Origin of the sequence: Brevibacterium epidermidis NBRC 14811, assembly GCF_001570805.1 — a bacterium.
GTDB classification, from domain to species: Bacteria; Actinomycetota; Actinomycetes; order Actinomycetales; family Brevibacteriaceae; genus Brevibacterium; species Brevibacterium epidermidis.
In genome coordinates, this window is sequence record NZ_BCSJ01000007.1 from 34795 (window position 1) to 55104 (window position 20310).

Here is a 20310-nt window from a genome sequence, read left to right on the forward strand (position 1 = left end):
CTAGACTGTCTCCGTGCGCATTTCTGTCCTCTCCCTCCATACCTCGCCCGTCGCCCAACCCGGGCAGGGCGACGCCGGAGGGATGAACGTCTACGTCGACCAATCCGTGCGCGCGCTCGCCGCGGCCGGACACCGCGTCGACGTATTCACCGCCGACCCCGGCGGCCTCGACGGTACGGGCAGTCTTGAAAGTACAGGTAGCAGCACAGCCGACGCCGGACACGGATACGGTACGGGCGGCAACGCAGCCGGCCCGGGCACGAAGCTGGAGATCACCGAGTGCATCACCCTTCACCATCTGCCGGTCGGCGCCACGACAAAGGACGAACTCGCCGACGCCATCGACGAACTCGCCGCACTGCTCATTGCCCACCCCGACTTCCGCGCCGCCGATTTCATCTGGACCCACTATTGGATCTCCGCCGAGGCGGCCCTGCGAGCTCGTGAAATCGCCGTCGCCATCGACGCCGATTCCGCTGACGTGGTCGAGTCCGCTCGTGCTGCCGGACAGGACCGATCGCTGCGAGCCCCGATCGCGGTGAGCATGCACACGATCGGGGCCGTCAAGAACCGCGACTCGGAGACCAGCCACGAACGGCCCCAGCGACTCGAAGCCGAAGAGCGCATCGCTGCTCAAGCCGACCTGCTCGTCGCCGCCACTCCTTTCGAGCGCCGCGACCTCGTGAACGAACTCCAAGCCGATCCCGACTCAGTCGTCGTCGCCCGACCGGGTGTCGATCATGCGCTCTACGCACCGGACTCACAGTCGGAAGCGCGCGAGCGTCTGGGATTCGCCGCGGACGAGGCGATCGTCCTCTACGTCGGGCGCATGCAGTTCATCAAAGGCACGGACGTCGCCGTCGACGCCCTGGCAGAACTGCGGGAACGCAACCCGCACTTGGCCTCCCGGACTCGCGGAATCCTCCTCGGCGCCGCCTCGGGGGCCGGTGTCGAAGCGGGCGGGAAAGCGGTTCGACCGTCCTCGACCTACCTGCAGGAGCTGACCGCGGCGATCGCGAGCGAACCCAGCGTCGAAGTCCGCCCGCCCGTTCCCTCTCGCGTGCTCGTCGACTACTACCGGGCCGCGGACGTGCTCATCGTCCCCTCCCGCAGTGAATCCTTCGGACTCGTCGCAGCCGAAGCGGCGGCTTCGGGACTGCCGGCGATCGCCTCGGCGGTGGGAGGACTCCCGGAAATCGTCGAACACGGACATTCGGGACTGCTCATCGCCGACCACAACCCGCACCACTGGGCGACGGCGATCGAAACCCTGCTCATCGACACTGACCTGCGGGCCGAACTCGCCGGCCACGCCGTCGACCGTGCCGAACGCTTCGACTGGGGACGGACCATCGCGGCCGTTCTCGAGGCTCTGCCTGAGACCTCCGGAGCGGCATCGCGGCCGTCGGAGCCGCTCGGAGCATGCTGAAGGACTAGAGTCGGCGGTGAGCACGAGAGCCGAGCGAAAGGCGTGAGATCATGAGCACCGACACCGAGGCGATCCTGGCCGGAGTGCGCACCTGGGCCGAGAACAACGACGTTCCCGTCGATTCGATCGAGGACGAGGAGATCGTCGTCACCCTGCCTGGGGAGAAGAAGCTCAAGACGAACGTGGCGATCAGCGTCTTCGCTCGCACCGCTCATTTGCAGGCCTTCGTCATCCGCCACCCCGACGAGAACTCGGCCGAATTCAATCGGTGGCTGCTGCAGAAGAATCTCAAACCGGGGCCGGTGTCGTTTGCGATCGACAGCCTCGGCGATGTGTATCTGCGGGCGAGCGTGCCCCGCGAACATCTGCTCGATGAACTCGACGGACTGCTCGGGGCGATGCTCGCCACGGCGGATTCCTCGTTCAATGAACTCCTCCTCATCGGATTCCTCACCGGGATGAAGAAGGAGTGGGCGTGGAGGGTCGGCCGAGGCGAATCGACGCGCAACCTTGCGGCCTTCGAGAAGGTGCTCAGTGGAGATAACAACGAATTCCTCGGCACGTTCGGCGAAGCCGATTCCGAGCCTCCGGCGGTCACAGCCGACCGGGAGAGCGATGGGGCCGGGCCGGCGAGTGAGGGCGCGGGGAAGGCAGACGAGGCGGACGGTCAGGCAAGCGAGGCACCCGGGTCGGTGGATGAGGCGGCCGGGCAGGACGCTTCGAGGGACTCTGCTGACGATCAGCGTCCAGGCCCGCGCTCATGAGTGCGGAGACGTCGAAGCCCACGACTGTCGACGAATACATCGCTTTGTTCGACGGCGAGCTAAACCGGGCTTTCCTCACGAGGCTGCGCGAACTCAGTCGTGCTGCTGCGCCGCAGGCGGAGGAGAGTCTCAAATGGGGCAGCCCCGCCTTATGCCTTCGGCTCGATCCTGTTCGTGTTCGCCGGCTACAAGAGGCACGCGAACTTCGTCTTCACCCCCAGCACGAAAGAAGCCTTCGCCGACCGACTGCAGGACTTCGACACCGGAAAGGGGTCGATCAAGCTGCCCTACGACGACGAGATTCCGACCGAGCTGCTGACCGAGATGATCGCCCACCGAATCCGCGAATTCGAGGTCGACGGAGTGAAGTGGATGTGAGGTCGACGCTGCGCAGCAAGTGAGCGTCGGCGGCCGCTCCATGGAGATGAGCGCCAGCCGGTCTCAGTCGAGCGGCAGCTTCATTCCCTCATGACTGGCGACATAGCCGAGCCGGTCATAGAAGCGCTGTGCACCAGTGCGTGACTTGTCGGTGGTGAGCTGCGCGAGTCCGGCTCCGAAGCGACGTCCGCATTCGTGCGCCCATTCGAAGACCGCAGTGCCGAGCCCGATTCCCTGAGCCGAAGCGCCGATTCGCACCGCTTCGATCTGCAGGCGGAGAGTGCCTCGGCGAGACAGGCTGGGCAGCAGACTCAGCTGCAGCGTCCCCACTATGGTCGAGTCGTCGTGACTCTGGTCCGATGAACCAGGCTCGCCCGCGATTTCGATGACGGCGGCGAGGAGCTGATTCGGATCGGCGTCGATGAGCGCAAAGGCACGAGTATAGGGAGCTGCCTCCTCGCTGCCGGACTCACGGGCGGCACCAAGCACGTCATCACGCAGCAGCGCGACGAGGGCCGGAACATCGGCCTCGGCGGCCCGACGGATGACGAATGTCCGGCCCGCCAGGTGCAGGGTCTCCGGAGCGAAACCGTCGAAGCCTCGGCCCGTGCGTCCCTCGCCCGGAGCTGCCTCGGTGGTCATCGGTTCGTGGTCCCCGCGGACGTCGCACCGGCGGATGCAGGCTCATGGCCGGACGCATCGACCGGCGGCTTTCCGTAGGGACGACGTGCGAACAGGGAAGCCAGCACGGCGCCGGAGACGTTGTGCCAGACGCTGAAGACCGCGCCGGGCAGTGCCGCCAGCGGCGAGAAGTACGTGGTGGCCAGGGTCGAAGCCAGACCGGAGTTCTGCAGTCCGACCTCGAACGACAGCGCGCGACGCGTCGGGGTATCGAGGCGGCAGGCTGCGGCCACACCGTAGCCGACGCCGAGTCCGAGCAGATTGTGCGTGACGACGGCCAGCAGGACGAGCACACCGGCTGTGGCAATCGACCCGGCCGAACCGGCGACGACGATCGCGACGATATAGGCGATGGCGATCGAAGCCAGCCACGGCAGCACCGGCGAGATCTTGTCGACGAGCTTCGACGCAAACACACGGACGAGGACGCCGACGATGACCGGCACGAGCACGGTCTGGCAGATCGAGACGAACATCGACCAGAACGGCACATCCATGTAGGAACCTGCCAACCACAGGGTCAGCAGCGGAGTGAGCACGGGAGCGCACAGCGTCGACAGAGTCGTGATCGACACCGACAGTGCAGTATCGCCCTTCGCCAGGTAGGTCACGACGTTCGACGCGGTGCCGCCGGGCGCGCAGCCGACGAGGATGACTCCGACGGCGATCTCGGGCGGAAGCGAGTAGACGGTCACGACGAGGAGGCCGAGCAGGGGCATCGCCACGAACTGAGTGACGACACCGAGCACCGCGATCCACGGCCGCTTCGCGATGCGGGCGAAGTCCGGGAGGGTCAGGGTCAGCCCCATGAAGAACATGACCACGCCGAGAGCCCACGTGATCGACGGAGCTAGGGGAGTGAAGGCATCGGGCAGCAGGAACCCGAGCACTCCCGCGATGACGACGAGGACCGGCAGGGCCGTGACGGCGATGATCGAACTGCGATCGGCTGCGGGAGCAGCAGTGCTCCCGGAAGTCTGGTGTGCTGGCGTGTGTGACATGGGTGCAAGGGTACTCCGCCCATATTGTCATTCGAGACGCGTGCCCAGAAAATGAGACAAGCCCGGTTGGGACGGGCAGCTGAGATGACGGTCGCGGGCGACCCGGCCGGAGTGGTCGTGTCAAAATGGAGCCATGACGTATAACCTCATCCTGCTTCGCCACGGCGAGAGCGAATGGAACCAGAAGAATCTGTTCACCGGATGGGTCGACGTGACCCTGACGGACAAAGGCCGTGCCGAAGGCAAGCGTGCCGGTGAGCTCCTGCGCGAGAAGAACCTCATCCCCGATGTCGTCTATACCTCGCGACTCAAGCGTGCGATCCTGACCGCGAACATCGCGCTCGAGGCCGCCGACCTGTCCTGGCTCGACGTCCACCGCAGCTGGCGCCTCAACGAACGTCACTACGGTGCGCTGCAGGGCAAGAACAAGAAAGAGATCCGCGACGAGTTCGGCGAAGAGCAGTTCATGACCTGGCGCCGCTCCTTCGACACCCCACCGCCGGCTCTGGCCGACAGCTCGGAATTCTCGCAGGCCGGTGAAGCCCGCTACGCCAACCTCGGCGACGCGCTTCCCCGCACCGAATGCCTCGCCGACGTCATCGACCGCCTCCTGCCCTACTGGTACGACACCCTCGTGCCCGAACTCACCGTTGGCAAGACCGTGCTCGTGGCCGCCCACGGCAACTCGCTGCGTGCACTGGTCAAGCACCTCGACGGAATCTCTGATGCCGACATCACGGGACTGAACATCCCCACCGGCATTCCGCTGCACTACGAACTCACCGAGGACTTCACCCCGGTCACCCCTGGCGGAACCTACCTCGACGCCGAGGCGGCCGCGGCGGCCATCGGCCAAGTCGCCAACCAGGGACGCTGAGTCTCACCCGGATATGCGAAGCGCCCCGGCAGTGCCGGGGCGCTTCGCTGATTTCGTGCTTCGTCGAGCGGGGTCTTACTTCTTCGACAGGTAGGGTTCCCAGTTGCCGGTGAGCAGGTACTCGACCTTCTGCGACACCGACACTGCATGGTCACCGAAGCGTTCGTAGTAGCGCGAGAGCAGGGTGACATCGGCGATATGCCGGGGAGCCAGCGAGCCTGCCGGAGCCTCGCCGAGCTTCCCGAACACGCTCAGGTGGAGCTCGTCGAGCTCCTCGTCGATGGAGTTGATCGTGGGCACGGCTGACAGTCCGGGGTTCGAGAGCAGGCTCTGCGTCGCCTCGGCGATCTTCTCACCGGACTCGCCCATCCGCACGAACGTCGGTTCGAAGAGGTCGGGGATCGCGGACTCCGGATAGCGGATGCGCACCTGCTGGGCGATGTGGCGGGCGAGGTCGCCCATGCGCTCGAGCGATGCCGACATCCTCAGCGAACCGATGACGGCTCGCAGATCTGCGGCCACCGGAGCCTGCAGGGCGAGCATCTCGGCGGCCTGCTGATCGAGCGTGAACTGCATATTGTCGATGACGGAGTCGGCCTCGATGACCTGCTCGGCCAGCTCGAGATCATTCGAATGCAGCGACTGATTGGCCAGGCGGATGGCCTCGAGGACCTTGGTGGACATGCCGACCAGCTGGGTGGCCAGATCGTCCAGTTCGTTTCTGAAGACTTCGCGCATGAACTGCGGTTCCCTAACTCTTGATCGTGACAATCGGGGGTGACTGTCGGTGGTGCTTGGTGGTGTCTTGAGGAGTGCCGGCGCTTCCGGTCCGCACCCTCAGCGGGGGAAAGCGGAAGGCGGGAACGATGGGGAACGCAGGCACACAGACGTCAGCATCGCACGATCGGGTGAACTACTCCAGACGAGAAGGTGAATTCCTCGGCAAATACTGCCAGCAGAAGTGAATTCGGTGCGCCGGGACGATGGACAACGCCTAAGCTGGAGACTGTGGATCTCTTAGTAGTGGCGGTCCTGACCGGCGTCGTCGGCCTGGGCCTGGGTATAGCGGGAATTCTTGCGTTCCGATTCAGTGAACGCTCCCGCGATGCTGCCGATCTGCATTCCGAGGACGATCTGCCCGAGGGCATCGCCGAAGTTCTGGCCGTCCTGCCGTCGGCTGCGATCGTCATCGACGCCGGTGACGATGTCGTCAAAGCGTCCCCTGCCGCGTACACGTTCGGCCTGGTCAGAGGCCACTCGCTCGCGTCTCCCGAGATGCTTCGGGTCGTCGGCCGCGTCCGCGCCCGCGGTCTCATCGAAGAGATCGACCTCGAGCAGACACGGGAGAAGTCCGAATCCGTGCTCCGCTATCTCCATGCCCGCGTCGCCCCCTTGGGCACCTCCTTCGTCCTTGTCCTCTGCGACGATCAGACCGAATCCAAGCGCGTCGACGCCGTCCGCCGCGACTTCGTCGCCAACGTGTCCCACGAACTCAAGACGCCGATCGGTGCGATGGCACTGCTCGCCGAGGCTGTCACCGACTTCGCCGACGACCCGGCCGCCGTCGAACGCTTCGGTGGACGGATGCAGCGGGAATCGAAGAGGCTGACCCAGCTGGTGCAGGAGATCATCGACCTCTCTCGGGTTCAGGACCACGCCGCTCCCGCGACGACCGAGAAGATCTCCGTCGCCGAGGTGGTCGACGATGCCGCTGACCGTGCCCGAACCGGGGCGGAGGGCAAGAACATCCATATCGAGGTCTCCCCGCCGAGCGACCTGCTCATCGAAGGCAATTACGAACTGCTCGTCAACGCAGTGCGCAACCTTATCGATAACGCGGTGAACTACTCGCCGGAGGGCACCCGCGTCGGCGTCGGAGTCGACCTCGTCGACGAGCGCATTGAGATCGCCGTGACCGACCAGGGCATCGGCATGACCGCTCAGGACACCGAACGCGTCTTCGAACGCTTCTACCGAGTGGACCCGGCCCGGTCTCGGATCACCGGAGGCACCGGGCTGGGACTGAGCATCGTCAAGCACATCGTCGCCACCCACGGAGGTGAGGTGCGGGTGTGGAGCCGGCTGAACAAGGGGTCGACGTTCACCATCGTGCTCCCTCTGGCAGGAACCGCAGCTGACGCCTCCGCCGCCGATTCGGCCCCAGCCGGGGTTCTCATCGAGCATTCCGCGGACTCGGCCGGGACCGCCTCGGCGGAAGAGGACGGGCCCACGGGCGCCTCTTCGGCGGGCGACGAAGGACCCACTGGGACCGTCTCGGCGGACGACGACGGTCCGGTTGGGACCGCCTCGGCGACCGATGGCGGACCGAACGGCGACAAGGAAGCCTCCGCTGGAGATAATGGAGACGGCGGGGCGACCGCCGACTCACCCAAGAATCTGACCGAAGAAAGCGAACAAAGGAAGCTCACAACGTGACTCGTATTCTGCTTGTCGAGGACGAAGATTCGTTCTCGGACCCGCTGTCGTACCTGCTCGGTAAGGAAGGGTACGAGGTGACGGTCGCCGATGACGGGCTCAAGGCTCTGGCGGAGTTCGACCGCACCGGCGCCGATCTGGTCCTGCTCGACCTCATGCTGCCCGGTGCTTCCGGCACCGAGGTGTGCCGCGAACTGCGGGCGAAATCCAATGTGCCGATCATCATGCTCACGGCCAAGGATTCGGAGATCGACAAGGTCGTGGGGCTTGAGCTCGGCGCCGATGACTACGTGACGAAGCCGTACTCCTCACGCGAGCTGCTGGCGCGCGTGCGAGCGGTGCTGCGACGCAATGTCGAGACCGAGGAGTTCGAGGACGAGTCCGTGCTCGAAGCCGGGGGAGTGCGCATCGATGTCGAACGCCACGTCGTGTCCGTGCGCGGTGAAGAGCAGTCCATGCCGCTCAAGGAGTTCGAGCTGCTCGAGATCCTCGTGCGCAACTCAGGCCGCGTGATGACCCGCGGTCAGCTCATCGACCGGATCTGGGGTGAGGACTACGTGGGCGATACGAAGACGCTCGACGTCCACGTCAAACGCCTGCGTGCGAAGATCGAGGAGAATCCCTCGGAACCGCGTCTGCTCACCACGGTGCGCGGACTCGGGTACAAGTTCGAGGCCTGAGGAAGTCGGCTGGCGGGGGCTGAGGCCTCCGCTGGGACGAGGTCGGGATCGACTGGCCGACAGTGAATGCAGAAGGAGCCGCTCACGTCATGTGAGCGGCTCCTTCTGTGCTCTCGCGCGGGACCGGGTCCCGTGTCTGAGAAGGGCTGATCAGCCGTTGGCTGCAGCGGTTCCCTCTGCGGAACCGGCATCCTCGCTCGGCATGTTCGACGGGGACTCGGACGGCGAGTCCGACGAAGAGTCCGACGGCACGTACTCTTCGTAGTACGGCAGAGCATTGGTGAGGAGCTGAGTTTCGATGACCTTCTCGTCGCTGCCGCTCTTGACGGTGACGTCGACGAGGTCGCCGGGCTTGGCCTTGAGGCTGTCGACGGTGACGACTTCCTTGGAGGAGGTCTCGGGGCTCTTCGGGTCCTGGACGAAGGTGTCGCCGGCCTTGATCGATTCGCTCACCGTGGTGTCGGCGACCTCGACGGACACCTTGGCGGTGGAGTCACCCTTGTTGATGAGAGTGAAGAACAGCTGAGCCGGACCGGAGCCCTTCTCATCCGTGATGAGCATGAGCCCACGGACTTCGACGTCGCCGACGGAACCCGAAGCCCCATCGCCGCCGTTGTAATGGTATTCGGCAGTCTGGTGGGGAGACAGCAGGCTTGCACATCCGCTGACGGGGATAACGAGAGCGAGTGCGGCAACGGCGAGAGCCGCGCGATTGTGCCGTTTCATTATGCTCCTTGAAGTGGCAATACAAGATCAGTCTGTATACTACCCGGTTTTTGACCTGCTGTAGAACCGGGTGCTCGGAGTGGACGAGGTTCTGCGACGTTCGGGCGCGTCGCAGTTGAAGTTTCGGTGAAGAGGGGACGAAGTCCGACCGGCATCACGACCCGTCGAGGTTCTCTTCCGACCTTGGTGGCAATGCGCCCTCTCGCGATATTTCCGCTGGCAGAGACGACAGAAGGCCCGTTCCCAGGGTGCGGTAGAGGCGGAGCCTAGCATGAAGATTCGTTACCCTGAACGATTTCTGTGGCGAGCCTCATGGTAAACTGGTATTCCGCGAAAGGGGTTTGAAGAGAATATGAGTTTCCAGGTCGGCGACACTGTTGTCTATCCACATCATGGTGCAGCGACAATCCAAGAAATCAAGAAACGTGCCATCAAAGGTGAGGAGAAGCTGTATCTCAAGCTCCAGGTCGCCCATGGCGATCTCGTGATCGAGGTCCCCGCAGAGAATTGCGATCTGGTGGGTGTGCGCGATGTCGTCGGTGAAGAAGGCGTTGAGAAGGTCTTCAACGTCCTGCGTGCCGAATTCGTCGAAGAGCCCGCGAACTGGTCCCGTCGGTACAAGGCCAATGTTGAGAAGCTGCAGTCCGGTGACGTCATCAAGGTCGCCGAAGTCGTCCGCGATCTGTGGCGTCGCGAGCAGGACCGCGGCCTGTCGACCGGCGAGAAGCGCATGCTCTCGAAGGCTCGTCAGATCCTCGTCTCCGAACTCGCACTGGCCGAGAAGAAGGAAGAGTCCGAAGCAGAAGCTCTGCTGGACGAAGTGCTCGCATCCTGAGCACCTGTGTCATCATCCCGGCCGCAGGGTCGGGATCCCGTCTGGGTTGCAGTGAGCCGAAGGCCTTCGTCCGTGTGAACGGACGGACCCTTCTGGCCCGCAGCCTCGAGACGATCATCTCCTCGGGAGCCGCCTCCACAATCGTGGTGGCAGCTCCCGAGGAGTTTCTTTTGCGCGCACGCAAAGAAATCGCCGAGGTGACCGCACGAATGAAATGCGCAATTTCAATTACAGCCGTAGCAGGTGGTAATGATCGCATCTCCTCAGTGCAAACAGCCTTGAAACTTAGCGGTGACTCGGAATACGTTCTCGTCCATGATGCCGCGAGGTGTCTGACCCCGCCAGATGTGTTCACGCGAGTTGTTGACGCGCTGCACTCCGGCGCCGAGGCGGTCATTCCGGTTCTGCCGATGGTCGACACCGTAAGGCGGGCGATTTCTGACCCGGCCATGGGTGTGGAACCGAACGTGGATCCCGCAGGAGCCGAGGTAGTCGACGGGGCTGACGGGGCCGAGGGCTTTGACGGTTTCGAGAGCGCTGGTTCGTGGGCAACAGTTCGGGGAGACCTCGACCGGGCAGGGCTTCGCCGAGTGCAGACTCCTCAAGGGTTCCGCGCCGAGGTGCTGCTGCGAGCCTATGAACAGTTTGCGAGCGGTGATACCGGCCAGGCGGGCAGTGCGCTTCCGACGGACGACGCGGGACTGGTCGAACGCCTCGGTGTCGATGTCCTTGCCGTCGAGGGTGACGAAGAGGCGCTGAAGATCACCTACCCGCTCGACCTCATCCTCGCTGAACAGCTTGCCCGGAAACGTTACGAAGGAGCAGCGATGACACAGCCCATTCCCCGCACAGGCACCGGTGTCGATGTGCATGCTTTCTCAGCCGATTCCGCCTGCGAACTCTGGGTCGCAGGGCTGCTGTGGCCGGGCGAACGAGGCCTCGAAGGACATTCGGACTCCGATGTGGCAGCCCACGCCTGCTGCGACGCCTTGTTCTCCGCGGCGGGGCTCGGCGACCTCGGCGAGCACTTCGGCGTCGACCGCCCGGAATTCGACGGCGCCTCCGGTGCAGCGCTGCTCGCCGAAGCGGCCCGCATCGTCCGCGAGGCAGGCTTCGAGATTGGTAACATCTCCGTCCAGGTGATCGGCAATCGGCCGAAGATCGGCACTCGTCGTGCCGAGGCGCAGCAAGCACTGTCGGCTGCAGCGGGAGCGCCGGTGTCGGTATCGGGCACGACATCTGACGGTCTCGGGCTGACCGGTCGCGGCGAAGGAATCGCCGCCATCGCTACCGCACTGATCCACACGAATTGAGCGGCGCGAACTAAGTATCCGGAACCGAGTCACGAGAGCTGAGTGAAGGGAGCCAGCAGTGAGAGTCCTCTTCCAAGGAGCCGGTGCCATCGGCATCGCCGGTGCCGCGCTCTTCACCGATTCCCACGAGGTCGCCGTCGTCTCCCGCTCGGCCGGTCCCAACGGACGGGCGGCTCTTCCCCGTCGCGTCAGCACTTTCGACCCGACCGACTCCGGTCAGACAACAGCGGATCATGGCAGCTGGTCGGTGACTCGAGTGGCCGCGACTCGGCGCGTGACGATCACAGACTGGGTCGAAGCCGCCGCTGCGGGACGCTGGGACCTCATAGTGCTCACCACTCGGCCGGGTGATCTCGACCCGGAGGTGGTCTCGGCGATCCGGGACATCTCGCCAAGGTTCATCGCGACCACGAGCCAGGTCGAAGGAGACCTCGAACGAGCACGCGCCGAATTTCCCGGCACCGAGGTGGTCGTGTTCGGGCCCGCGTTCCTGTCCGAACGACTGGAGCCAATTGCGCTGACCGCGGGTGCGCAGGACTCAGGTATGCGCCAAACTGACAGGACGGTCGAACCCGGACGCGAAGTGAGGTTCTGGGCGCCTGCCGGTGCACCACGGTTCCTCGTCGCCGGGCCATGGAGCGCGGTGCGTCCGCTCGTCCGCGGACTGGGGCGACTCGTCCTTTCGGTGCCGATGGAAGCCGTGGTGCTGCCGCCGACGGTGTTCCTTCCCTTCGTCGCCGAACTGAGCGTCCACGACGGGAACTGGGGCGCACTGAAATCACATCTCGACCGACCTGCGAAGGCCGCGAGCGAAGCCGTGCGCGGCCGCCTCGGTGTGCCGATCCCGGTGTTCGGATTCGCCGCTCGGGTAGTGCTAGAAGCGCTGGAGCGCACCGTGCCGATCGACGTCACGAAATATGCGGGCAGGCACTTCGCCAGGCACCAAGGTCAGACTCGGGACATGCTTGCCGGCTGGGCCCCGTCCTCAGACGCGGCCGACTCTGCAGACCCCGCGATCGCACTGCGGGAGCTTATTGCCGCGATGGACGAGAGCCGCTGACTCATCGCCGCGTCGAAGGCGAACGTCTGACCTCAGCTCTTCGCGTTGGAGGCGAGAGGCTGATTCAGACCTTTGCGTTGGGGTGGCGCTTCGTGACGACGATGCCGATGAGGTAGAGCGCGATGACGAAGATGAGCGTACCGACGATTTGGAAGCGCACGGATTCGACGGTCAGGCCGAGCCCGATGATCACGGCGATTCCGGCCAAGGTGACCCACGACAGCCAGGGGTAGCCCCACATGCGCAGAGGCAGGGACTGGCCGGCCGCCTCGGCGCGACGACGCAGCACGATCTGCGAAACGAGCGTCGCGACCCAGGTGACGATGAGCGTCGAGCCGACGATGTTGAGCAGGACCCCGAGGACTTCGGCGGCCCAGAAGTAGTTGAGCGCGACAGCGACGAAGCCGAACGCCGAGGTGGCCAGCACCGCAGGTACGGGCACGCCCCGGCGGTTGGTGCGGCCGAGCCCACGCGGAAGCATCGACCGCTGCGACATCGAGAACGACATCCGGGACGCCCCGTAGATGTTCGCGTTCATCGACGACAGCAGCGCGATGACGATGACAGCGGCCAGAAGCGAGGCGATGAATGGCAGACCTGCGGTCTCGAGGACGGCCACGAACGGGGACTCGGCCAGGCGGTCATCCGTCCACGGCAGGACGAGGACGATGATCGCCACGGACCCGATGTAGAGGAACAGGATGCGCCACACGATCGTCTTGATTGCCTGGGAGACGCTGCGTTCGGGGTTCGCTGTCTCGGCCGCAGCAACCGCCACGATCTCGATGCCGCCGAAAGCGAAGGCGACGACGAGCAGACCGGCGGCGATGCCGGGTATGCCGGTGGGCATGAACCCGTCGGCGAAGAGCTGTGCGGGCGGTTCGGCCGGTGTCCAGCCGAACAGGTACGCGGCGCCGAGGACGACGAAGAGGACGACGAAGGCGACCTTGATGAGCGAGAACCAGAACTCGAACTCACCGAAGCTGCCCGAGGTGGTGAGGTTGATCGCCGTGAAGACGAGCATGATCGCCAAGGCGATGACCCACTGGGGGACAGCCGGAATATAGGAGGCCGCGATCTGTGCGGCGGCGGTGGCCTCGGCGGCGACGACGAGGCACAGCTGGACCCACCACAGGGCACCGACGGCGAAGGCCGCTGCCGGGCCCATGGCCTTGCCCGCATAGTGCGAGAACGCACCCGGATTCGGATCGGCGGCGACGAGTTCGCCGAGGGCCCGCATGACGAAGATGACGATGAGGCCCGCAACGACGTAGGAGATGAGCACGGCGGGTCCTGCCGCCTGCACTCCGGCACCGGAGCCGACGAAGAGACCGGCGCCGATCGCCGAGCCGAGGCTCATCATCACCAGGTGGCGAGGCTTCATCCCCACCTTGAGACCGTTGGACGTGGCGGCGGAAGAGCCGGCGGCCGAGGCGGACGCGGACTCGGCGGGCTGCGAAGACTGTGATTCAGGCACCCGAAGAGTCTATCCGTCGGGGCTGAGACGCAAAGACGCGGGTCGCGGACCCGTGTGGGTCGCGACCCGCGTCTGCGAGTTGCATCGCTGATTCAGAGTCAGATCAGCGGCCAGCCGTTGACGCGATCTGCGTCAGAGCCGACGAACGGCCATCGACTGACCAAAGGCCGATCAGTGACCGCGCTTGATCCAGTCCTCGAGGGCCGGGCTCTCTGCGCCGATCGACGTCGAATCACCGTGCCCGGTGAGCACGACTGTCGCCTCTGGCAATGGGAAGAGCACATCGCGGATCGATTCGATGATCGTCTCGAAGCTCGAATGCGAACGACCCGTGGCTCCGGGACCGCCGTTGAACAGAGTGTCTCCGGAGAACAGCACCGGACCGACGGCCCGACCGGCGCCGGCCGATGCGGGAGCCGGCAGACCGGTCTCGACGAAGAAGCACGTCGAACCGGGGGAGTGGCCGGGCGTGTGTAGGGCCTTGAGCTTGATGCCGCCGACGTTCCAGGTGTCGCCGTGGGCGATCTGTCCGTCGGGACGGTAGTTCTCATAGGTCATATCCCACAGCACATAATCATCGGGGTTGAGGTACACGGTCGGATTTCCCACCCGCTGTGCGAAGTCGCGGACGACTCCGACGTGGTCGTCGTGACCGTGCGTGAGCAGAATGGCCTTGACGTCTCTGGATCCGACAGCCTCGGCGATCGCATCGACATCATGGGCCGGGTCGATGACGATGACCTCGGAATCATCGCCGATGATCCACACGTTGTTGTCGACGTTGTGCGTCTCCCCGTCCAGGGAGAACGTCCCTGACGTGACGAGATGCTCAATAGCTGTCATTACAGTTCCACCACCGATCGTAGGACTTGGCCGTTGGCCATCTTCTCAAAAGCGGACTCGACATCGTTGATGCCGATGCGTTCGGACACGAACTTCTCGAGCGGGAATCGTCCCTGCTGGTAGAGGTCGACGAGCATCGGGAAGTCGCGGTCGGGCAGGCAGTCGCCGTACCAGGAGGACTTGAGCTTGCCGCCGCGGCCGAACACGTCGAGCAGCGGAACCGTGAGCTCCATCTCCGGGGTCGGCACGCCGACGAGGACGACGGTGCCTGCGAGGTCGCGGCCGTAGAAGGCCTGCCGCCAAGTGGCGGGGAGTCCGACGGCGTCGATGACGACATCGGCGCCGAAGCCACCGGTGCGCTCCTGGATCGCGGCGACGACCTCGTCCTCGCTCATGCCCTTCGTGTCCACGGTGTCGGTGGCGCCGAGGTCCTTCGCCCACGTCAGCTTCTTCGCATCGATGTCGAGAGCGATGATCGTCCCGGCTCCGGCCAGGGCCGAACCGGCGATCGCCGCACAGCCGACTCCACCGGCGCCGATCACGGCCACGGTCTTGCCGCGGGTGACCTCGCCGGTGTTGATGGCGGCACCGATGCCGGCCATCATTCCGCAGCCGAGCAGACCGACGACTGCTGGGTCCGCCTCGGGGACCTTCGTGCACTGACCTGCGGCGACGAGCGTCTTCTCGGCGAATGAGCCGATGCCCAGAGCTGCTTCGAGCTCGGTGCCGTCGGTCAGGGTCATCTTCTGCGAAGCATTGTGGGTGTCGAAGCAGTACCAGGGCTCACCGCGCTTGCACGCACGGCAGTCGCCGCAGATGGCGCGCCAGTTGAGGATGACGAAATCTCCGATGGCGACCTCGGTGACGCCTTCGCCGACTTCGGAGACAACACCGGCGGACTCGTGGCCGAGCAGGAACGGGTAGTCGTCGCTGATTCCACCTTCGCGGTAGTGGAAGTCAGTGTGGCAGACGCCGCACGACTTCACATCGACGACGACCTCGCCCGGACCCGGATCCGGAATGACGATGTCGGTGAGTTCGACTGGGGCTCCCTTGCTGCGGGAGATGACGCCCTTGACTGTCTGTGGCATTGCGTCTCCTAAATGTCTTCGGCGACGGGGTTCCACTGGTGGGAACACCCGACGTGGACTGAGTGCACTCCCGGACGGGGTGCTCACAGCCCCCACCCTAGCCAAGCATGCTGGGCTCGACCAGTGGCGGAACCGGTGGTGAGACGACGGCCCGGGAATGGGTGGGACAGGTCCGGTGGTGGGCTGTCCGCGGGCAGGGGACGGTGGAATGACGAAGGCGGCCCGATGCTGGGGAAGCATCGGGCCGCCTCGGTGAGGGTGAGCGGATCAACGTCGCCGAGGCGGCGCTGCGGATCCGACTCAGCCGGACGAGATCACGGGGTGGGGTTCACCCCGCAGTGATCACTCGGCGACGTCTTCGTCGGGGTGCTTGCGCAGGTGCAGAAGCGCCGCGGCGAGGCCGCCCCAGACGGTGACCATTGCGATGACCATCATGACGATTGCTGATGTGCCCATGTCAGACTCCCTTGTTGTTGGTGCGGAGGTTCTCTTCGGCGACGGAATCGGCGACGGCCGTCTCCATCTCATCGATCGTCTCCTTCGGCCATTTGACCAAGGTGAGGATGATGGATCCGACGACGAGGAGGCCGATCATGCCCCAGCCGTAGACGCCGAGGACGAGCGGCGGGTAGCCCTCGTAGCCTTCGACGGCGTAGGTGATGATCTGCGTGATGAGCATGTAGACGAGCACGACGCCGGTGATCGAGATGAGCGTCATCCAGATCGGACCGAGCTTGAAGCTCGAGACCGCGTTGAGGTGACGGCTGAAGACCGGAAGCTTCCGCATCGCCCAGCCGACGACGACGATAGACAGGATCGCCGAACCGACGATGCCGACGTTGTTCGCGAACGCATCCATCGTGTCCAGTGCATACAGGCCCGTGATGGTGGGCATGAGCAGGATGGAGACGACGGCCATGGCGCCGACGATCCATGCGGTCGAAGCCTTGTTGCTGACGCGGAACTTGTCGCGCAGCGCCTGGATCGGCACCTGGATGATCGAGATCAGCGAGGTGAGTCCGGCGAAGACGAGGCAGGCGAAGAAGACGAATCCGAAGATTCCTCCGCCCGGCATCTCCGAGATCAGCGTCGGGAAGCCGACGAAGGCCAGGCCGATGCCCGAGGAGGCCACATCGGCGACCTCGACGCCCTGTGCCTTGGCCATGAAGCCGAGTGCGGCGAAGATGCCGATGCCGGCGAGGATCTCGAACGCGGAGTTCGAGAAGCCGACGACCAGGCCCGAACCGGTGAGGTTCGTCTTCTTCTTCAGGTACGAGGCGTAGGTGATCATGATGCCGAAGGCGATCGACAGCGAGAAGAAGATCTGTCCATAGGCCGCGATCCACACGCCCGGATCCTTCAGCGCCTTGAAGTCCGGAGTGAACAGCGCATTGAGTCCCTCGGCGGCACCGGGCAGGAACAGCGACCGGATGACGAGAGCGAGGAAGAGGATGATGAGCAGCGGGATGAAGACCTTCGAGAAGTTCGCGATGCCGTTCTGCACACCCATCAGGAGGATGGCCAGCACGACGACCCAGACGAGGATGACCGGGATGAGCACTCCGGGAACGAATTCGAGGGAGATTCCGGGGTCACCCAACTTGAGGTATTCGCCGAAGAAGAAGCCTTCGGAATCGTCACCCCATGCCTCGGTGAGCGAGAAGAACATATAGGAGCCGGCCCAGCCGATGATCGCGGCGTAGTAGATGCCGATGATGATCGCGACGCCGGTGGCGAACCAGCCGATGGGCTCTGCGCCCTTGTGGACCATTCTGTGGGCCAGCGGCGCCGATCCGCGCGAACGGTGCCCCATCGCGTAGTAGAAGAACAGCAGCGGAATGCCTGCTGTCAGCAGTGCGATGAGGTAGGGGATGATGAACGCGCCGCCGCCGTTGTCATACGTGACATACGGGAAGCGCCAGATGTTGCCGAGGCCGACCGCCGAACCGATGGCCGCGAAGATGAACGCGCCACGGGAGACGAAGACCTCCCTCTGGGGTGATGACTTGGGTGACATGATGTCCTTTCTTGACCGATCGCGGATCGTCGCGATCGTATGTGGCCACCGAAGTTTCGTCTGTGAGAACGGTGGCCCGGTATGAAGTCCGAATGGCGAGAAGGACTCTCGAGTCGAGCTTCATTGCTTGATGCCATTTTACTGGGAATTCACTGTGCGATGTGCCGCGCATCACGTGAGCCGCATAACAGTCTAGTATCGAATTCTCAGAAACAGCGAAAGCGCCTTGGCCCGGTAGACTTGGGGTGTGACTATTTCGCTCTATAACACCGCCAGCCGCACGACCGAAGAACTGCGCCCCGTCAACGACGGTCAGGTCGGTATCTATGTCTGTGGTGCCACGGTGCAGGGCGAACCCCATATCGGCCACCTGCGGTCGGCCTCGGTGTTCGACACCCTGCGGCGCTGGCTGCTCTACAGCGGCTATCGAGTGACCATGGTCCGCAACGTCACCGACATCGACGACAAGATCCTGTCGAAGTCGATCGAAGAGGGGCGGGAGTGGTTCGCTCACGCGTATAAGTACGAACGCGCCTTCACCGCCGCCTACGACGCCCTCGACGTGCTGCCGCCGAGCAGTGAACCGCGTGCGACTGGGCACATCACCGAGATGATCGAACTCATCTCCCGCCTCATCGAGGCCGGACACGCCTACCCTGCGGAGGACGGCAGTGCCGATGTCTACTTCGACGCCGCCTCGTGGAGCGAATATGGGGCACTGACGAACCAGAAGCTCGAGGACATGGAGCTGTCCGAAGGCACCGAGCTGCGCGGGAAGCGGGACGCCCGGGACTTCGCGCTGTGGAAGGCGCACAAGGACACCGAGCCGATCACCGCGTCATGGCCCTCGCCGTGGGGACGGGGCCGACCGGGCTGGCACATCGAGTGCTCGGCCATGTCGACGAAGTACCTGGGGTCGAACTTCGACATCCACGGCGGCGGACTCGATCTGCGCTTCCCGCATCACGAGAACGAGCTGGCGCAGTCCCGTGCCGCCGGCGACCAGTTCGCGAATATCTGGATGCATTCCGGCCTGCTCAACGTGGGCGGGGACAAGATGTCGAAGTCCCTGGGCAACTCGGTCTTCGCCTCCGACCTGTTCGATACATTCAGCCCGCTGGCCGTGCGCTACTTCCTCACCGGTGCGAGCTACCGGTCGATCCTCGACTTCTCGAACGAGGCGATGGAACGCTCCGCGGCCTCACTGGAACGACTCCAGAACTTCCTCCAGCGCGCTCGCCAGGAACTCGGCGCGGACGCCCCGGCGCTGCCGGACGTCAGCGACTCCTACGCCGGACGCAGCGTCGACGTTCCCGCCGAATTCGCCGCGGCCCTCGACGACGACCTCGGTGTGCCGCGTGCGCTGTCCGTTGTCTTCGCATCCGTGAGCGAAGGAGCGAAGCTCCTCGACTCCGGCAGCGACCGGGCGGAGCTGGCGCGGATCGTCGCCGAAGTCGAGCTCATGCTCGACATCCTCGGCGTCAATCCCAGCGCTGAGGTCTGGGCGGGATCGGCGACCGACGCCAAGGCGGAATCCGCACTCGACTCCCTCGTGGCCACCATGGCCAAGCGACGGGCCGAGGCGAAGGCGGAGAAGGACTTCGCCACCGCGGATGCCCTGCGCGACGAACTGGCTGCGGCCGGCGTCATCATCGAGGACACGGCCGACGGGTACCGCTACCACCTCGGCGAGGGCTGAGGACGACGATCTTCGGTCACGGGCATGAGCTCGCGACCCCAACGAACTTGAAGGATTCAGATGGCTTCCAATCCCCGCTCCGGCGGTTCGAAGAAGGGCCCGACCAAGGGGTCGGGCGGTAAGAACAAACGCGGCCTGCGCGGCAAGGGGCCGACGCCCAAGGCCGAGGACCGCGTCTATCACAAGGCGCACAAGGCCGCGCAGCAGCGCAAGAACTCGAACGCCTCGGCGCAGGCGAAGCGGAAGAAGAAGGAGCTCGGACCGAATATGGTCGCCGGGCGCAATTCGGTCCTCGAAGCTCTGCGCGAGGGCGTTCCGGCCACCGCGATGTACGTCTCCGGACGCATCGACGCCGATGACCGGGTCCGCGAATCCATCACTCTGGCGACTCAGCGCGGAATCTCGATGCTCGAAGCGAGCAAGCCCGACCTCGACCGGCTCACCGACGACGCGATCCACCAGGGTATCGCCCTGCAGGTCCCGCCGTACGACTACGCTGACCCCTCCGACCTGCTCGAATTCGCGGCAGACCGGGCCGAGACGCCGCTGATTGTAGCGCTCGACGGGATCACGGACCCGCGCAACCTCGGTGCCATCGTCCGGTCGACGGCGGCCTTCGGCGGCCACGGCGTGATCATCCCCGAACGCCGCGCCGCCTCGATGACGGCCGCGGCGTGGAAGACCTCCGCCGGTGCTGCATCGCGCATCCGCGTGGCACAGGTTGTCAACCTGGCGCGGGCGATCGACGAGCTGAAGAAGCAGAACGTCTTCGTCGTCGGTCTCGACATGGACGGTGACGTCGACCTGCCGGAGCTGACCTTCACCCGCGATCCGCTGTGCATCGTCGTCGGCTCCGAGGGCAAGGGCCTGTCGCGTCTCATCTCGGAGAAGTGCGACCAGATCGTGTCGATCCCGATCGCCGCGACCACCGAGTCGCTCAACGCCGGCATCGCCGCGGCCGTCTCCCTCTACGAGGTGGCCCGAGCCCGCCGCGCCTGACCCC

At 64.8% G+C, this 20310-nt stretch carries 20 protein-coding genes; 11 read left to right on the plus strand and 9 right to left on the minus strand.

Annotation, left to right across the window (positions count from 1 at the left end):
• The first annotated feature begins 13 nt into the window (after positions 1 to 13).
• From BEP01S_RS05435 to BEP01S_RS05445, 3 genes are all read left to right on the plus strand, one after another.
• Positions 14 to 1429: a glycosyltransferase gene (locus BEP01S_RS05435; protein ID WP_244882100.1), complete on the plus strand. Its 1416-nt coding sequence runs from the start codon at positions 14 to 16 to the stop codon at positions 1427 to 1429.
• Positions 1430 to 1479: 50 nt separating this feature from the next.
• Positions 1480 to 2193, plus strand: a complete 714-nt coding sequence (locus BEP01S_RS05440) for a YbjN domain-containing protein (protein ID WP_083532565.1) — start codon at positions 1480 to 1482, stop codon at positions 2191 to 2193.
• A gap of 99 nt (positions 2194 to 2292) precedes the next feature.
• Positions 2293 to 2571 (plus strand): iron chaperone, encoded by a 279-nt coding sequence (locus tag BEP01S_RS05445; RefSeq protein ID WP_244882102.1) that lies wholly within the window; start codon positions 2293 to 2295, stop codon positions 2569 to 2571.
• Positions 2572 to 2634: 63 nt separating this feature from the next.
• On the opposite strand, the gene BEP01S_RS05450 is transcribed toward BEP01S_RS05445, so the two are convergent.
• Both BEP01S_RS05450 and BEP01S_RS05455 read right to left on the minus strand, forming a co-directional pair.
• Positions 2635 to 3213 carry a GNAT family N-acetyltransferase gene (locus tag BEP01S_RS05450; protein WP_083532566.1) on the minus strand — a complete coding sequence of 193 codons (579 nt, stop codon included), beginning with the start codon at positions 3211 to 3213 and terminating at the stop codon, positions 2635 to 2637.
• Positions 3210 to 4253, minus strand: a complete 1044-nt coding sequence (locus tag BEP01S_RS05455; RefSeq protein ID WP_241897514.1) for a bile acid:sodium symporter family protein — start codon at positions 4251 to 4253, stop codon at positions 3210 to 3212. The genes BEP01S_RS05450 and BEP01S_RS05455 overlap by 4 nt, the downstream gene beginning before the upstream one ends.
• A gap of 133 nt (positions 4254 to 4386) precedes the next feature.
• On the opposite strand from BEP01S_RS05455, the gene BEP01S_RS05460 reads away from it, so the two are divergent.
• Positions 4387 to 5130 (plus strand): phosphoglyceromutase, encoded by a 744-nt coding sequence (locus BEP01S_RS05460; protein ID WP_062241266.1) that lies wholly within the window; start codon positions 4387 to 4389, stop codon positions 5128 to 5130.
• Between the two features lie 75 nt (positions 5131 to 5205).
• Here BEP01S_RS05460 and phoU read toward each other — a convergent pair whose 3' ends face one another.
• A complete protein-coding gene (gene phoU / locus BEP01S_RS05465; protein ID WP_062241268.1) occupies positions 5206 to 5868 on the minus strand; it encodes a phosphate signaling complex protein PhoU in 663 nt (220 codons plus the stop codon).
• A 270-nt stretch (positions 5869 to 6138) separates the two neighbouring features.
• Between phoU and BEP01S_RS05470 the strand changes: the two genes are divergently transcribed.
• Both BEP01S_RS05470 and BEP01S_RS05475 read left to right on the plus strand, forming a co-directional pair.
• Positions 6139 to 7566, plus strand: a complete 1428-nt coding sequence (locus tag BEP01S_RS05470; protein WP_062241271.1) for a sensor histidine kinase — start codon at positions 6139 to 6141, stop codon at positions 7564 to 7566.
• A complete protein-coding gene (locus tag BEP01S_RS05475) occupies positions 7563 to 8246 on the plus strand; it encodes a response regulator (protein ID WP_039208435.1) in 684 nt (227 codons plus the stop codon). The genes BEP01S_RS05470 and BEP01S_RS05475 overlap by 4 nt, the downstream gene beginning before the upstream one ends.
• 150 nt (positions 8247 to 8396) lie before the next feature.
• Here BEP01S_RS05475 and BEP01S_RS05480 read toward each other — a convergent pair whose 3' ends face one another.
• On the minus strand, positions 8397 to 8972 hold the full coding sequence (locus tag BEP01S_RS05480) for a hypothetical protein (protein WP_062241273.1): 576 nt from the start codon (positions 8970 to 8972) through the stop codon (positions 8397 to 8399).
• Between the two features lie 352 nt (positions 8973 to 9324).
• Here BEP01S_RS05480 and BEP01S_RS05485 point away from each other — a divergent pair, with 352 nt between their 5' ends.
• The 3 genes from BEP01S_RS05485 to BEP01S_RS05495 are packed head-to-tail and all read left to right on the plus strand — an operon-like array spanning position 9325 to position 12180.
• Positions 9325 to 9807 (plus strand): CarD family transcriptional regulator, encoded by a 483-nt coding sequence (locus tag BEP01S_RS05485; RefSeq protein ID WP_025779034.1) that lies wholly within the window; start codon positions 9325 to 9327, stop codon positions 9805 to 9807.
• Entirely contained in the window at positions 9801 to 11120 is a 1320-nt protein-coding gene (gene ispF / locus BEP01S_RS16545; RefSeq protein ID WP_444542034.1) for a 2-C-methyl-D-erythritol 2,4-cyclodiphosphate synthase, read from the plus strand. The genes BEP01S_RS05485 and ispF overlap by 7 nt, the downstream gene beginning before the upstream one ends.
• 58 nt (positions 11121 to 11178) lie before the next feature.
• Positions 11179 to 12180, plus strand: a complete 1002-nt coding sequence (locus BEP01S_RS05495) for a hypothetical protein (protein ID WP_062241275.1) — start codon at positions 11179 to 11181, stop codon at positions 12178 to 12180.
• 64 nt (positions 12181 to 12244) lie between these two features.
• Here BEP01S_RS05495 and BEP01S_RS05500 read toward each other — a convergent pair whose 3' ends face one another.
• From BEP01S_RS05500 to BEP01S_RS05515, 5 genes are all read right to left on the minus strand, one after another.
• Entirely contained in the window at positions 12245 to 13657 is a 1413-nt protein-coding gene (locus BEP01S_RS05500) for an amino acid permease (protein ID WP_244882103.1), read from the minus strand.
• Positions 13658 to 13828: 171 nt separating this feature from the next.
• Entirely contained in the window at positions 13829 to 14500 is a 672-nt protein-coding gene (locus BEP01S_RS05505; protein WP_039208439.1) for an MBL fold metallo-hydrolase, read from the minus strand.
• On the minus strand, positions 14500 to 15591 hold the full coding sequence (locus BEP01S_RS05510) for an S-(hydroxymethyl)mycothiol dehydrogenase (RefSeq protein WP_039208442.1): 1092 nt from the start codon (positions 15589 to 15591) through the stop codon (positions 14500 to 14502). Before BEP01S_RS05510 ends, BEP01S_RS05505 begins: the two co-directional genes overlap by 1 nt.
• Positions 15592 to 15933: 342 nt before the next feature.
• Positions 15934 to 16047, minus strand: coding sequence for a methionine/alanine import family NSS transporter small subunit (locus BEP01S_RS16550; RefSeq protein WP_082819455.1), 114 nt, complete (start codon positions 16045 to 16047; stop codon positions 15934 to 15936).
• 1 nt (position 16048) lies between these two features.
• Complete coding sequence (locus BEP01S_RS05515) at positions 16049 to 17608, minus strand: sodium-dependent transporter (protein WP_062241277.1); 1560 nt, start codon at positions 17606 to 17608, stop codon at positions 16049 to 16051.
• Between the two features lie 247 nt (positions 17609 to 17855).
• Between BEP01S_RS05515 and cysS the strand changes: the two genes are divergently transcribed.
• Together cysS and rlmB are read left to right on the plus strand one after the other, a co-directional pair.
• Positions 17856 to 19307: a cysteine--tRNA ligase gene (gene cysS, locus BEP01S_RS05520; protein WP_062241279.1), complete on the plus strand. Its 1452-nt coding sequence runs from the start codon at positions 17856 to 17858 to the stop codon at positions 19305 to 19307.
• Between the two features lie 60 nt (positions 19308 to 19367).
• Positions 19368 to 20306 carry a 23S rRNA (guanosine(2251)-2'-O)-methyltransferase RlmB gene (gene rlmB / locus BEP01S_RS05525; RefSeq protein ID WP_039208448.1) on the plus strand — a complete coding sequence of 313 codons (939 nt, stop codon included), beginning with the start codon at positions 19368 to 19370 and terminating at the stop codon, positions 20304 to 20306.
• The last annotated feature ends 4 nt before the right edge of the window (positions 20307 to 20310 follow it).

What these genes read in the sequence shown, in the direction of transcription:
- BEP01S_RS05505 (WP_039208439.1), bottom strand. Translation starts at nt 14,500, where the DNA reads ATGACAGCTATTGAGCATCTCGTCACGTCAGGGACGTTCTCCCTGGAC.
- BEP01S_RS05460 (WP_062241266.1), top strand. Translation starts at nt 4,387, where the DNA reads ATGACGTATAACCTCATCCTGCTTCGCCACGGCGAGAGCGAATGGAAC.
- BEP01S_RS16550 (WP_082819455.1), bottom strand. Translation starts at nt 16,047, where the DNA reads ATGGGCACATCAGCAATCGTCATGATGGTCATCGCAATGGTCACCGTC.
- BEP01S_RS05485 (WP_025779034.1), top strand. Translation starts at nt 9,325, where the DNA reads ATGAGTTTCCAGGTCGGCGACACTGTTGTCTATCCACATCATGGTGCA.
- BEP01S_RS05450 (WP_083532566.1), bottom strand. Translation starts at nt 3,213, where the DNA reads ATGACCACCGAGGCAGCTCCGGGCGAGGGACGCACGGGCCGAGGCTTC.
- BEP01S_RS05510 (WP_039208442.1), bottom strand. Translation starts at nt 15,591, where the DNA reads ATGCCACAGACAGTCAAGGGCGTCATCTCCCGCAGCAAGGGAGCCCCA.
- BEP01S_RS05455 (WP_241897514.1), bottom strand. Translation starts at nt 4,253, where the DNA reads ATGTCACACACGCCAGCACACCAGACTTCCGGGAGCACTGCTGCTCCC.
- rlmB (WP_039208448.1), top strand. Translation starts at nt 19,368, where the DNA reads ATGGCTTCCAATCCCCGCTCCGGCGGTTCGAAGAAGGGCCCGACCAAG.
- BEP01S_RS05515 (WP_062241277.1), bottom strand. Translation starts at nt 17,608, where the DNA reads ATGTCACCCAAGTCATCACCCCAGAGGGAGGTCTTCGTCTCCCGTGGC.
- phoU (WP_062241268.1), bottom strand. Translation starts at nt 5,868, where the DNA reads ATGCGCGAAGTCTTCAGAAACGAACTGGACGATCTGGCCACCCAGCTG.
- BEP01S_RS05440 (WP_083532565.1), top strand. Translation starts at nt 1,480, where the DNA reads ATGAGCACCGACACCGAGGCGATCCTGGCCGGAGTGCGCACCTGGGCC.
- BEP01S_RS05480 (WP_062241273.1), bottom strand. Translation starts at nt 8,972, where the DNA reads ATGAAACGGCACAATCGCGCGGCTCTCGCCGTTGCCGCACTCGCTCTC.